The 13,123-nt window shown below is 76.2% G+C and carries 11 protein-coding genes; 7 read left to right on the top strand and 4 right to left on the bottom strand.

The features are described from left to right. Window positions 1-44: 44 nt before the first annotated feature. From menD to KRAD_RS07875, 5 genes are all read left to right on the top strand, one after another. Window positions 45-1,712, top strand: a complete 1,668-nt coding sequence (gene menD, locus KRAD_RS07895; protein ID WP_012085023.1) for a 2-succinyl-5-enolpyruvyl-6-hydroxy-3-cyclohexene-1-carboxylic-acid synthase — start codon at window positions 45-47, stop codon at window positions 1,710-1,712. Between the two features lie 116 nt (window positions 1,713-1,828). Then, window positions 1,829-2,593 carry a demethylmenaquinone methyltransferase gene (locus KRAD_RS07890; RefSeq protein WP_238985724.1) on the top strand — a complete coding sequence of 255 codons (765 nt, stop codon included), beginning with the start codon at window positions 1,829-1,831 and terminating at the stop codon, window positions 2,591-2,593. Between the two features lie 109 nt (window positions 2,594-2,702). Continuing rightward, entirely contained in the window at window positions 2,703-3,995 is a 1,293-nt protein-coding gene (locus tag KRAD_RS07885) for a geranylgeranyl reductase family protein (protein WP_012085021.1), read from the top strand. After that, window positions 3,992-5,026, top strand: coding sequence for a polyprenyl synthetase family protein (locus KRAD_RS07880; protein ID WP_012085020.1), 1,035 nt, complete (start codon window positions 3,992-3,994; stop codon window positions 5,024-5,026). Before KRAD_RS07885 ends, KRAD_RS07880 begins: the two co-directional genes overlap by 4 nt. 186 nt (window positions 5,027-5,212) lie before the next feature. Next, on the top strand, window positions 5,213-5,515 hold the full coding sequence (locus KRAD_RS07875) for a hypothetical protein (protein ID WP_041291964.1): 303 nt from the start codon (window positions 5,213-5,215) through the stop codon (window positions 5,513-5,515). On the opposite strand, the gene KRAD_RS07870 is transcribed toward KRAD_RS07875, so the two are convergent. The 3 genes from KRAD_RS07870 to KRAD_RS07860 form a co-directional block, all read right to left on the bottom strand. Then, complete coding sequence (locus KRAD_RS07870; RefSeq protein WP_012085018.1) at window positions 5,484-7,091, bottom strand: methyl-accepting chemotaxis protein; 1,608 nt, start codon at window positions 7,089-7,091, stop codon at window positions 5,484-5,486. The two genes, KRAD_RS07875 and KRAD_RS07870, sit on opposite strands and share 32 nt — an antisense overlap. A 129-nt stretch (window positions 7,092-7,220) precedes the next feature. After that, window positions 7,221-8,246, bottom strand: a complete 1,026-nt coding sequence (locus KRAD_RS07865; RefSeq protein WP_012085017.1) for a DNA polymerase domain-containing protein — start codon at window positions 8,244-8,246, stop codon at window positions 7,221-7,223. After that, window positions 8,243-9,295, bottom strand: a complete 1,053-nt coding sequence (locus KRAD_RS07860; protein WP_041291963.1) for an ATP-dependent DNA ligase — start codon at window positions 9,293-9,295, stop codon at window positions 8,243-8,245. Before KRAD_RS07860 ends, KRAD_RS07865 begins: the two co-directional genes overlap by 4 nt. Before the next feature lie 68 nt (window positions 9,296-9,363). Here KRAD_RS07860 and KRAD_RS07855 point away from each other — a divergent pair, with 68 nt between their 5' ends. Beyond that, the gene (locus KRAD_RS07855; protein ID WP_049821112.1) at window positions 9,364-10,650 is read left to right on the top strand and encodes a four-carbon acid sugar kinase family protein; all 1,287 of its coding nucleotides are present in this window, start codon (window positions 9,364-9,366) and stop codon (window positions 10,648-10,650) included. A 27-nt stretch (window positions 10,651-10,677) separates the two neighbouring features. Here KRAD_RS07855 and rarD read toward each other — a convergent pair whose 3' ends face one another. Beyond that, complete coding sequence (rarD, locus tag KRAD_RS07850) at window positions 10,678-11,637, bottom strand: EamA family transporter RarD (protein WP_049821111.1); 960 nt, start codon at window positions 11,635-11,637, stop codon at window positions 10,678-10,680. 102 nt (window positions 11,638-11,739) lie between these two features. Here rarD and KRAD_RS07845 point away from each other — a divergent pair, with 102 nt between their 5' ends. Then, window positions 11,740-13,122, top strand: a complete 1,383-nt coding sequence (locus tag KRAD_RS07845) for an FAD-dependent oxidoreductase (RefSeq protein ID WP_012085013.1) — start codon at window positions 11,740-11,742, stop codon at window positions 13,120-13,122. Window position 13,123: the final 1 nt, after the last annotated feature.

Below are 13,123 nucleotides of genomic sequence, written 5' to 3'. Positions count from 1 at the left end.
ACCCGCCGCAGGCTGCCACAGCCGGTGGGGCGCACCATGGAGGGGTGAACCCCTCGACCGCCCTCGCGACGGTCCTCGTCGACACCCTGGTCCGGCTCGGCCTGCGCCACCTCGTGCTCAGCCCCGGCTCGCGCAGCGCCCCGCTGGCCTACGCCGCCGCCCGGGCCGCCGACGAGGGCCGGCTGACCCTGCACGTGCGCGTCGACGAGCGCAGCGCCGGCTTCCTCGCCCTGGGCCTCGCCCGGGCGGGTGAACTGGTCGCCGTCGTCACCACGTCCGGCACGGCCGTCGCGAACCTGCACCCGGCCGTCCTGGAGGCCCACCACGCCGGCGTCCCGCTGGTGGTGCTCTCCGCGGACCGCCCGCACGAGCTGCGCGGCTCCGGCGCCAGCCAGACCGCCGACGCCCAGGCGCGGATGTTCCTGCCCTCGGTGCGCTACAGCGCCGACGTGCCGGCCCCCGTCGACCCGGACCGGCAGGCGCCGGCGTGGCGCTCGCTGCTCTCGCGCGCGGTGGCCTTCGCCCGCGGCCTGCGCGGGGACGGACCGGGCCCGGTGCACCTCAACGTGGGCTTCGCCGACCCGCTGACCCCCTCCCCGGGTGACGTCCCCCCGGGCCCGGGGCTGACGCAGGTCCACGGGCCGGGGGCTCCCGCGCCGGTCGCGCTGGAGCGTGGGCCGCGCACCCTCGTCCTCGCCGGCGACGCCCCCGACCCCGCCACCGGGGCCGCCGCGCGGGAGCTGGCGGAGTCCGCGGGCTGGCCGCTGCTGGCCGAGCCCAGCTCCGGGGCGCGCGGGGGCGAGCGCGCCGTCGGTCCCTACCGGCTGCTGCTGGACGCGGTCGACGCCGAGGGCCCGCTGGGCGCGGTGGAGCGGGTGGTGCTCTTCGGCCACCCCACGCTCTCGCGCCCGGTGACGCGCCTGCTGGCCCGCGACGACGTCGAGCTGGTCGTGGTCAGCGCCGCGGGGACGTGGTCCGACGCGGGCTTCCGCGCCGCGCGCGTCGTGCCCGCCGCGCAGGTGCAGGGCCCGCCGGGCGCGGGGGAGCAGGAGTTCGCCGCCCGCTGGGACCGGGCGGGCAAGCTGGCCGCCGACGCCGTCGACGCGGCCCTCGACGCCGAGGCCGGGCTGAGCGGCCCCTGGGCGGCCCGGGAGGTCGTGGCCGCCTGCGCCGCCGACGGCTCCACCCTGGTCGTCGCGGCCAGCAACGCGATCCGCGACGTCGACCTGACCGCCCGCCCGCTGGGGGTCCGCACCGTCTCCAACCGCGGCCTGGCCGGCATCGACGGCACGACCGCCACCGCCGAGGGCGTCGCGCTGGCCACCGGCCCGACGCGGCTGCTGCTGGGGGACCTGGCCTTCCTGCACGACGCGAACGCGCTGCTGCCGGTGCCGGGGGAGGTCCGTCCCGACCTGACCGTCGTCGTCGTCAACGACGACGGCGGGGGGATCTTCGAGACCCTCGAGCACGCCTCCGCCGTGGACCGCGCCACCTTCGAGCGGGTGGTGGCGACCCCGCACGGGGTGGACGTGGCCGCCCTGTGCGCAGCGTTCGGCGTCGCGCACTCGCGTCCCGCGACCCGCGCGGAGGCCCTCGCCGCGCTGACCGCCCGCCCGCGCGGGCTGCGGGTCGTCGAGCTCGTCACCGCCCGCGACCGGGTCCGCCCGCGCTTGGAGCGCATCGCCGCCGCCGTCCGCGCCGCCGTCGCCTGACCCCGCCCGTCCCCCGCCCGCCCCCGCCCGCCCCCACCCGTCCCGTGGACGGGGGTGGGCCGGGGCCGGCCACGCCTCGGGCGGTGGCGTCGTGGCCGGGCTGCGAGAATGCCGGGGTGGTTACCTCCGACGTCACCCCCCAGCGGGAGCTGGCCGACCTGAGCAAGCGGCCGCAGCAGGTCTCGGCCATGTTCGACGACGTCGCGGAGAAGTACGACCGCACCAACGACATCCTCTCCGCCGGCCAGGACCGCTGGTGGCGGCGCGCGGTGCGGCGCGCCGTCGACGCCCGCCCGGGGGAGAAGGTCCTCGACCTCGCCGCCGGCACCGGCCGCTCCAGCGAGCCCTTCGCCGACCGCGGCGTCCTCACCGTCCCCTGCGACTTCTCCACCGGCATGGTGCGCGCGGGCAAGCGCCGCCGCCCCGACCTCGGCTTCGTCGTGGGCGACGCGACGCGGCTGCCGTTCGCCGACGGGGTCTTCGACGCGGCCACGATCTCCTTCGGCCTGCGCAACGTCGTGGACCCCGACGCGGGTCTGCGGGAGATGGCCCGCGTCGTGCGCCCGGGCGGCCGCCTCGTCGTGTGCGAGTTCTCCACCCTGCCGAACCCGTTGCTGCGCAAGGCCTACGACACGTACCTGCACCACGGCCTGCCGCGGGTGGCGAAGCTGGTCAGCTCCCACGGCGACGCCTACGGCTACCTGGTGGAGTCCATCGACGCGTGGCCGGACCAGGCCGGGCTGGCCGGGCGGATCGCGGCGGCGGGCTGGCAGCGGGTGGCCTGGCGGAACCTCTCCTTCGGGGTGGTGGCCGTGCACCGGGCCGTGCGCTCGCCGGGCCCGGTCCCGACGCCGCCGGAGGACGTCGCCCCGAGGCCGTGACCTCACCCACACCGGGCCTCGCGGGCACGCGCCGGCGACGGTGGAGAACTACACTCGACACGACTTCGTGAAAGTTTTCACGAGCAGAGGTTCTAGCGGAGGGTCCGAGGTGACCGTGCAGACGCAGGACGCCGACGTGCTGGTCGTCGGCGCCGGGCCGGCCGGCTCGACGCTGGCCCGCCACCTGGCGACCGCGGGCCACCGCGTCCTCGTGCTGGAGAAGTCCTCCTTCCCCCGCGAGAAGGTCTGCGGCGACGGCCTCACCCCGCGCGCCGTCCACGAGCTGGACCTGCTGGGCCTGAAGACCCCGGCCGAGGACGGCTGGGCCCGCAACCGCGGCCTGCGGCTGCTGGGCGGCGGGGTCCGGCTGCAGGTGCCGTGGCCGGAGATCTCCGACTACCCCGGCCACGGGCTCGTCCACACCCGCTCCCGCTTCGACCAGGCCCTCGCCGAGCACGCCCGCGAGGGCGGGGCCACCGTCCTCGAGCGCACCTCGGTGACCGGGCCCGTCCTGGACGAGCGCACCGGCCACGTCGTCGGCGTCACCGCGCGCCCGGTCGACGAGAAGGGCCGCAAGGCGGGGGAGGGGACCACCTACCGCGCCCCCGTCGTCGTGGCCGCCGACGGCGTCGGCGGCCGGCTGGCGCTGTCGATGGGCCTGGCCAAGCGCGAGGACCGCCCGCTCGGGATCGCCGTGCGCACCTACTTCACCAGCCCGCGCCACGACGACGACTGGATGGAGGCGTGGATGGAGCTGCGCGAGGGCGACAGCTCCAGCGGTCCCCTCCTGCCCGGCTACGGCTGGGTCTTCGGCGTCGGCGACGGCACCTCCAACGTCGGCCTCGGGGTCCTGGACCCCGGCGCCGGCTCCGGCGACGTCGACTACCGCGACCTGCTGCGCCGCTGGACCGCGGCCATGCCCCCGGAGTGGCGTTTCCGCGAGGAGGACCAGGTCGGCCCCATCCGCGGCGCCGCCCTGCCGATGGCCTTCAACCGCACCCCGCACTACACCCGCGGGCTCGTGCTGGTCGGCGACGCCGGCGGCATGGTCAACCCCTTCAACGGCGAGGGCATCGCCTACGCCATGCAGTCGGCGCGGTTCGCGGCCCGCGCCGTCGACGAGGCGCTCTCGGCCCCCGACGCCCGCGCCCGCGAGCGCGCGCTCCAGGCCTACCCCGCCGCGGTTCGCGCGGACCTCGGTGGGTACTACACCCTGGGTCGCGTGTTCGTCTCCCTCATCGGTCACCCCGAGGTCATGCGCATCGCCACGCGCTTCGGCCTGCCGCGGCCGGGGCTGATGAAGCTCGTCGTGAAGCTCCTGGCCAACCTGGCCGATCCCACGTCGAAGGACGCCACCGACCGCGTGGTCGTGGCGCTGAAGCGATTGGCCCCTGCCACGTGAACACCTCGCTGAACACCGCCACCGCCGCGAGCGGTCTCCCCACGGCCGACCCGGCGCTGGAGACCGCGCTGCGCGAGGCGCTCGACGTGGTCGAGGCGCGCCTGCGGCTGGCCGTCGGCAACGCCGACCCCATCGCCGACGCCGCCTCCCGCCACCTCGTCGAGGCCGGCGGCAAGCGGGTGCGGCCCATGCTGACCCTGCTCGGCGCCCACCTCGCGGGGTCCGCGCCGGAGGTCCCCTCCGCGGTGCTCGACGCCGCCGTCGTCGTGGAGCTCACCCACCTCGCCTCGCTCTACCACGACGACGTCATGGACTCCGCGCCCACGCGGCGGGGGGCGGCCGCGGCCCAGCTCGTCTACGGCAACAACGTCGCCATCCTCACCGGGGACCTGCTCTTCGCCCGCGCCTCCAACGTCGTCGCGGGCCTGGGCCCGGAGGCCGTCCGGCTGCAGGCCGAGACCTTCGAGCGGCTCTGCCTGGGGCAGCTGCACGAGACCGTGGGGCCCAAGCCGGGCGAGGACCCCGTCGAGCACTACCTCGACGTCCTCAGCGACAAGACGGCCTCCCTCATCGCCACCGCGGGCCGCTTCGGCGCGATGTTCGCCGGCGGGTCCGGCGAGACGGTCACGGCGATGGTCCGCTACGGCGAGGACGTCGGCGTCGCCTTCCAGCTCGCCGACGACGTCCTGGACCTCACCAGCGACGTCGACGACTCCGGCAAGCGCCCGGGGACGGACCTGCGCGAGGGCGTGCCGACGCTGCCGGTGCTGCTGGCCCGCCGGGCCGCCGCCGCGGGCGACGTCGCCGCGCGCCGGGTCGTGGCGCTGCTGGACTCCGGGCGCCTGGCCGACGACGACGTGCTGGCCGAGGCGGTGTCCGCGCTGCGCGACCACCCCGTCACCGAGGCCGCCCGGGCGAGCGCGCGCGAGTGGGCCCACCGCGCCGCGACGCACCTGCTGGCCCTGCCGGACACGCCCGCGCGCCGGGCGCTGGAGATCTACGCGGCGACGGTCGCCGACCGGGTCGGCTGACCCCTCGGTCCCGGCGTCGGCTCCGCCCGCGGCGGCGTCCGCACTCGCCCGGTCGGGGCCACCGGGACCGTCGTCCCGGCCACGGTGCGGCAGCGGCCGCCCACCGCCGGTGAGCCCGCCGCGCCGTCCCGGTGAACCGGGCGCGAGCGGCCCCCGCCGCCCCGCCGGGTGCTCCACGATCGGCGGGTGACCTCCCGCGGCCCGGCGCCCCCCGCTCCCTCGGCGGCGCCGCCGCGGGGGCCGGGGAACCGTGGCCCCGGCCGTCACCGCGCCCCCGCCCGGGCCCGCGTCGGCGGCCCCCGGCTGGCCGAGGGGGTCAGCCTGGGCCTCGCCCTGCTCGTCAGCTCCGCCGCGGTCCTGCTCCGCCTGCAGGGTCAGCGCCCCACCGCCGTCGCGGTGGCCGCGGCGGGACTGGCCCTGGCCGTCACCGGGCTCGTGCTGGCCCGGCGCCCGGGGCTCAGACGCGGAAGCGGCTCACCAGACCGCTGAGCTCGGCGGCCATGCGGTGCAGGTCGTCGGTCGCGGCGCGGGTGCCGGAGACGACCGCGGCGGTCGTCTCCGCGGAACCGGTGATGGCGCGGATGCCCTCGGCGATGGAGCCGGAACCGGCGGCCGCCTCGGTCACGCTGCGGCTCATCTCCGCGGTGGTGGCGTGCTGCTCCTCGACCGCCGAGGCGATCGTCGTCTGGTGGTTGCTGATCTCGGAGATGACCTCGGCGATGCTCTCGATCGCCCGGACGGCCTCGGCGGTGTCGGCCTGGATCGAGCCGACGCGCGAGGAGATGTCCTCGGTGGCGCGGGCGGTCTGCGCGGACAGCTCCTTGACCTCACCGGCGACGACGGCGAAGCCCTTGCCGGCCTCACCCGCGCGGGCCGCCTCGATGGTGGCGTTGAGGGCGAGCAGGTTCGTCTGCTCGGCGATGGCGGTGATGGCCTTGACCACGTCGCCGATCTGGGCGGAGCTCACGCCGAGGCGGGCGACGGTCTCCCCTGCGCGGCCGGCGAGGTCGTCGGCGCGGGCGGCGACGGCGGTGGCCTCGGAGGCGCCGGAGGCGATGTCGCGGATTGCGGCCTGCATCTCGTTGGCGCCCATCGCGACGGTCTGGACGCTGGCGGAGACGGTGGCGGCGGTCCCGGCCGCGTCGGCGGCGACGGAGGCGGTCTCCCCGGCGGTGACCCCGATGCGCTCGCTGTCGGCGGCCAGCTGGGTCGAGGCCGCCGACAGCGAGGCCGACGAGCCCGCGATCGCCGCGACGGTGCTGCGGACGCTGTCGCGGGCCCGCTCCAGGGAGGCGGCCATCTGGCCGAGCTCGTCGGTGGAGTCCACGGTGGCGCCGACGGTCAGGTCACCCGCGGCCATCGCCTCCAGCGAGGCGGACACCGCGTGCAGCGGCCGCACGATGGAGCGGACCGCGGCGAGCGCGATCGCCGTGGCCAGGCCCAGGCCCAGCAGCAGCGCGGCGATCACGGCGTTGCGGGAGCGGGTGGCGGTGGTCGCGGTGGCGTCGGCGGTGGCCTTGGCCGCGGCGTCCTCCGCCGCCTCGATGAGGTCCAGGGTGTCCGCGGCCGAGCTCACCAGCGGCTGCACGACCTCGGCGTTCGCGGTGGCCCAGCCCTCCCGGTCGCCCGCGTCGGAGCGCGGGATCAGCTCGGCGTCGCGGGCCTGGCGCCACTGCTCCCAGGTGTCGGTGAACGCCTTCCAGCCCTCGGGGTCGGCGGAGCCGTTCGCGGTGTACTTCGCGGCCCAGTCGTCCAGCTCGGCGTCGCTGTCGGCGATCTTCTGTAGGACCTCCGCCTTGCCCTCGGCGTCGGGGGTCGCGGCGTGCTGCGCGACGAGCATCCGCGTCTTGAGCTCCTCCTGGTGGACGCGGCCCAGGGCGGTGAGCCCGACGACGCCGTCCCGGTAGAGCGCCTCGGAGCGGTCGCTGCCCTGCTGCAGGGCGACGAGGGAGCCGGCGCTGACCCCCACGGTCACCAGGGCCAGGGCCGCGAGGGAGCTGAGCACCTTCGTGCGCACGCTCCGGTCGGCGAAGGCACGGGGGGAACGCGGCGCGGTGCTCGACATCGGGGTCCTCCGGGACGTTGCGGGCCGGCGCCCGCCGGTCACTGCCCGTTCCATCGGCACCACCCCGCTCCCGCTTGAACGCCCCGCCGCCACCCGTCGGGGGAGGGGCCCCGCGGGTCCCGGGCGGGGTCAGTCGTGGCGGGCGCGGGAGGGCTGCACCCGCTTCGGCTCCCCGGGCACCTTCGGGTAGCTGGGCGGGTAGGGCAGGTCCCCGAGACCCTCCCCGGCGTCGCGGTCGGCCATCGCCAGCAGCGGGTCCAGCGAGTGCGCCACCGCCCGCCGCTGCGCCCAGAGGTCCCCGACCGCGGCGAGGCGGGCGGGGAACGTCGTGAGGGTGAAGTCATCGGGGTCGACGTCGGACCCCAGCTCGTCCCAGGTCAGCGGGGTCGAGACGGTCGCGCGGGGGGTGCGGCGCAGCGAGTACGCGCTGGCCATCGTGCGGTCGCGGGCGTTCTGGTTGTAGTCGACGAACACGGTCTCCCCGCGCTCCTCCTTCCACCACGAGGTGGTGACGAGGCCGTCGGCGCGGCGCTCGACCTCGCGGGCCAGGGCGATCCCGGCGCGGCGGACCTCGGTGAACGTCCAGCGCGGCTCGATCGTCACGAACACGTGGACCCCGCGCCCGCCGGAGGTCTTGACCGCCGCCGCGTAGCCCAGCTCGGTCAGCAGCGGGTGCAGCACGTCGCGGGCCACGTCGCGGGCCTGCGCGAAACCCGTCCCGGGCTGGGGGTCGAGGTCGATGCGCAGCTCGTCGGGGTGGTCGACGTCGGGGGCGGTGCAGGGCCAGGGGTGGAAGGTGACGGTCGACTGCTGCGCGGCCCACACCAGCGTCGCGGCGTTCGTGGGCAGGACCGCGTCGGCGGTGCGCCCGGAGGGGAACGTCACGTGGACGGTGTCGACGAACTCCGGGGCGAACCTCGGCACCCGCTTCTGGTAGACCTCCTCGCCCGCGATCCCGTCGGGGAAGCGCTGCAGGTACGTCGGCCGGTCCCCCAGCGCGGTCAGCAGCACCGGGGCGACGAGCCGGTAGTGCTCCACCACGGCGCGCTTGGACCCGGCCGCCCCGAGCTCCGGGTAGTACGTCTTGTCCGGGGAGGTGAGCCGGACGGGGATCCCGTCGACGTCGATCTCCTCCGCGGGGGCCTTCGCGCTCACGCCGCACCTGCCCGCGAGGCCCCGGACAGGACGTCGGCGAGGTCGTAGTCGGCGGGGACGTCGAGCTGGTCGAGGCGGCACTCCTCGGGGGTCTTGTCCGGCCGCCAGCGCAGGAACCGCGGGTTGTGGCGGAACCGCAGCCCCTCCAGCTGGTCGTACTCGACCTCGCAGACCAGTTCCTGGCGAACCGGGACCCAGGAGTTGTCCTCGCGGGCGTTCCACCGGTTCTTCTCGCCCTCGGCGTTCTCCTCGCCCGTCCGCAGCGCCGACAGCTGCTCCAGCAGCTCCACCCGGCGGGGCTTGGTGAACGCCGCCGCGCCCCCCACGAACGCGGTCCCCTCGTCGGTCCGCAGCCCCAGCAGCATCGACCCGATCCCGGGGAAGCTCTTGTGCAGGCGGTACCCCACGACGACGCAGTCGGCGGTGCGGCGGTGCTTCACCTTCGTCATGACCCGTTCGCCCGGGAGGTAGGGGGAGTCCAGGGGTTTCGCGACGACCCCGTCGAGGCCGGCGCCCTCGAACGTGGTGAACCACCGCGCCGCGACGTCGGCGTCGCGGGTGGCCGTCGTGACGTGGGTGGTGGGACCGCACCCGGCGAGCGCCGTCTCCAGCCGCTCGCGGCGCACCGCGGTCGAGGCCCCGGTGAGGTCCTCCCCGCCCAGGGCGAGCAGGTCGAAGGCGACGAACTGCGCCGGGGTCTCCACGGCGAGCAGCTCGACCCGGCTGGCGGCGGGGTGGATGCGCTGGGAGAGCAGGTCCCACGACAGCCGGCCCCCACCGGGACCGGGGACGAACAGCTCGCCGTCGACGACGCACCGCTCGGGCAGCTCGGCCCGCACGGCCGCGACGACCTCGGGGAAGTACCGCGTCAGCCCCCGCCCGTTGCGGGAGCTGAGCTCGACCTCCTCGCCGTCGCGGAACACCACGCACCGGAACCCGTCCCACTTGGGCTCGTAGAGCCAGGCCGGGTCGCCGTCGGGCTGCGGCGGCAGCCCGGAGGCCGCCTTGGCCAGCATCGGCTCGACGGGCGGGTTCACCGGCAGGTCCACGGCCCCCACTCTGCCCCAGCGCGGCGCCCGCCACGACCCCCCGGCGCGGGTCTGGTCTACTGCCGGACGTGACGACGACGACCCCGACGCAGAACCCGACGGCGACCGGGTCCCGGACCGTGGTGCTGGACGACGACCCCACCGGCACCCAAGCGGCGAGCGGGGTCCAGGTGCTCCTGGAGTGCGACGCCGACCGCCTGGAGGCGGCGCTGCGCGGGGCCGGGAGCGTCTACGTCCAGACGAACTCCCGGGCCCTGGACGAGGCGACGGCGGTCGCGCTGGTCACCCGCGTCCGCGAGGACGCCCTGGAGGCGGGACGCCGGCTCGGGGTGGACGTGCGCTTCGTCCTGCGCGGGGACTCCACCCTGCGCGGGCACGTGTTCGCCGAGACCGGCGTCTTCGCGGGCCCCGACGACGTCGTCCTGCTCGTCCCCGCCTTCCCCGCCGGGGGCCGGACGACGGTGGACGGCGTCCACCTCGTCCGCACCGCCGACGGCGACGTCCCGGTGGGGGAGACGGAGTACGCCGCGGACCCGGTGTTCGGGTTCCGCAGCTCCCGGCTGGTGGACTACGTCGCCGAGAAGTCCGGGCGCACGGGCGTCGGCGTCCCGCTGGTGGTGGTGCGCGACCCGGCGGCGCTGGCCGGGCGGTTCGCCCAGGCCCCGGCGGGTTCGGTGCTGGTGCCCGACGTCGAGACCGACGCCGACGTGGCCGCCCTGGCCGACGCCGTCCGCGGGGCCGGGCGGGAGGTCGTGGTGCGCTGCGCCGCCCCGCTGGCCGCGGCCCTCGCCGGTGTCGTCAGCACGGGCCTGCTGCCCCGCCCGCTGGTGCCGCACCCGCCGCGGACGCTGGTGGTGTGCGGGTCGCACACCGCCGGGGCGCAGGAGCAGCTGCGGGTGCTGGGCCGGACGTGGGGGGAGTTCGAGGTGGTGGCGACCGCCGACGCCCTCGACGACCCGGTGGCCGCGGGGCGGGAGCTGGCCGAGCGCGCCGGGCGCGTCCTGGCCCGGCAGGGGGTCGTCACCCTCGCCAGCGAGCGGGTCCGGATGGCCGACCACGGGACCCTCGCCCACGGCGAGGCGGTGATGACCGCGCTGACCACGGCCGTCCGGGAGCTGCTCCCGCAGGTCGACGCCGTGGTCAGCAAGGGCGGGATCACCGCCGCCGAGGTCGCCCGCACCGGTCTGGGGGCCACGTCCGCCCTCGTCGAGGGCCAGGTCGCGGCGGGCATCTCGGTGTGGCGGATGACCGCCCGCGACGGGCGCGAGGTCCACCAGGTCGTCGTCCCGGGCAACGTGGGCGGCCCGGACGCCGTCGCCGACGCCGTCGCGGCCCTCGGCCCGGCCCCCCGGTGAGGACGCGGGTCGCCCGCCCCGCCCGGGTCAGCCCCCGGCGGGCGCGGGGAGGACCCGGCGGCGCTGGTGGCGCAGCGCGTCGGCGGTGAGGACCGCCAGCGCCACCCAGACCAGCCCGAAGCCGATCCAGCGCGAGGCCGGCATCGTCTCCCCGAGCACCAGGGCCGCGCCGAACTGCAGCACCGGCGTCAGGTACTGCAGCATCCCGATGACGCTCAGCGGCACCCGGCCCGCGGCGACGGCGAACAGCAGCAGCGGCAGCAGCGTCGTGGGGCCGGCCAGCACCAGCAGCGCGGTGTGCCCGCCGCCGTACCCGGTGAACGTCAGCCGGTCGCCGAGGACGGCCAGCGCCGCCACCGCCGGCAGGAGCAGGAACCCCGTCTCCACCGTCAGCCCGGTCAGCGGGTCCACCCCCGCCCCCCGCCGCGCGAGTCGGTTCTTCAGCAGCCCGTAGCTGCCGAAGGAGGCCGCCAGGGTGAGCGCCATCCACGGCAGCCGCCCCAGGTCGGCGGTGATGACCACCACCGCGCCCAGCCCGATCGCCACCGCGACCCACTGGGTGGGGCGCAGCCGCTCCCGCAGGACCACCACCCCCAGCAGGACGGTCAGCAGCGGGTTGACGAAGTACCCCAGCGACGCCTCCAGGACGTGGCCGGTCACCACGGCCAGGCCGTAGACGCCCCAGTTGACCGCGATCGCCACGGCCGCCAGCGCGAGCAGCCCGCGCTGGGCGGGGGAGCGCAGGACGGTCAGCACCCGCGCCCAGCGCCGCGTCGCGGTCACGACCAGCACCGACAGCACCAGCGACCACACCACCCGCCAGGCCAGCAGCTCCACCGCGCCGGTCGGCAGCAGGGCGTGGAAGTAGAAGGGGAACAGCCCCCACAGGCCGTAGCAGGCGAGGCCGGCCAGGATCCCGGTGCGCGTCGCGTGCCCGCCCGGGGGAGACTCGGTGCGCCGTGCGTCGCGGTGGTCCACACGGGCCATCGTGGCGTCCGCCGTGTCGGCGCCCGGCGTTAGGCTTGCCTGTGCAAGCACGTCGCCGGCACCCGTCCGCGCGCACCGCTACCGAGAGGGACACCCAGAGCCGTGACCGATTCGAACCGTCCGCTGCGCGTCGCCGTCGTGGGAGCCGGACCGGCCGGGATCTACGCCTCCGACATCCTCTCCAAGGCCGACCTGAGCGCGACCGGTTTCGACGGCGTCGGCATCGACCTCTTCGAGCGCCTCCCCGCGCCCTTCGGCCTCGTCCGCTACGGCGTCGCGCCGGACCACCCCCGCATCAAGCAGATCGTCGTCGCGCTGCAGAAGGTGCTCAGCCGCGGGGACGTCCGGCTGCTGACCAACGTGGACTTCGGCACCGACGTCACCCTCGAGGACCTCCAGCGCCACTACGACGCCGTCGTGTTCTCCACCGGCTCGATCAGGGACGCCGCGCTCGCGATCCCCGGCGTGGACGCCCCCGAGAGCTACGGCGCCGCCGACTTCGTCTCCTGGTACGACGCGCACCCGGACTACCCGCGCGAGTGGCCCCTGGAGGCCGAGACCGTCGCCGTCCTCGGCGCCGGCAACGTCGCCCTCGACGTGGCGCGGATCCTGGCCAAGCACGCCGACGACCTGCTGCCCACCGACATCCCCGCCAACGTCTACGAGGGCCTGAAGGCCTCGAAGGTCAAGGACGTGCACGTCTTCGCCCGCCGCGGCCCGGCGCAGGCGAAGTTCTCCCCGCTGGAGCTGCGCGAGCTCGGCCACGTCCCCGACGTCGACGTCCTCGTCGACCCGGAGGACTTCGAGTTCGACGAGGGCTCCGAGCGGGCCATCGCGACGTCCAACCAGACCAAGCAGGTCGTGAAGACCCTCACCGACTGGACGCTGAAGGAGGGGGAGTCGACCGCCTCGCGGCGCATCCACCTGCACTTCCTGCACGCCCCCGTCGAGATCGTCACCACCGACGGCCACGTGTCGGGGCTGCGCACCGAGCGCACCCGCCTCGTGGGCGACGGCACCGTGGAGGGCACCGGCGACGTCCACGACTGGGACGTCCAGGCCGTCTACCGCGCGGTCGGCTACTTCGGCTCCCCGCTGCCCGGGATCCCCTTCGACGAGCTCGCCGGGGTCATCTCCAACCACGAGGGCCGCGTGCTGGCCCCCGAGGGCGAGCACCTGCCCGGGGTGTACTGCACGGGCTGGATCAAGCGCGGCCCGGTGGGGCTCATCGGCCACACCAAGTCCGACGCCTCCGAGACGGTCAAGCACCTGGTCTCCGACGCCGCCGGCCTCGCCCGCGCCGAGCAGCCGGACCCGCAGGCGATCCTGGACTTCCTGCGGGACAAGGGCGTCGACGTCCTCACCTGGACCGACTGGGAGGCCATCGACGCCTTCGAGCGCTCCCTGGGCGAGCCGCACGGCCGTGAGCGCGTCAAGGTCGTGTCCCGCGAGGACATGATCAAGGCCGCGCGCGGGCTGGCCTGAC

The sequence above is a fragment of the Kineococcus radiotolerans SRS30216 = ATCC BAA-149 genome (assembly GCF_000017305.1).
Classification (GTDB): domain Bacteria; phylum Actinomycetota; class Actinomycetes; order Actinomycetales; family Kineococcaceae; genus Kineococcus; species Kineococcus radiotolerans.
The sequence above is the reverse complement of the archived record's forward strand: the minus strand, read 5'-3'. Positions and strand labels throughout refer to the sequence as shown.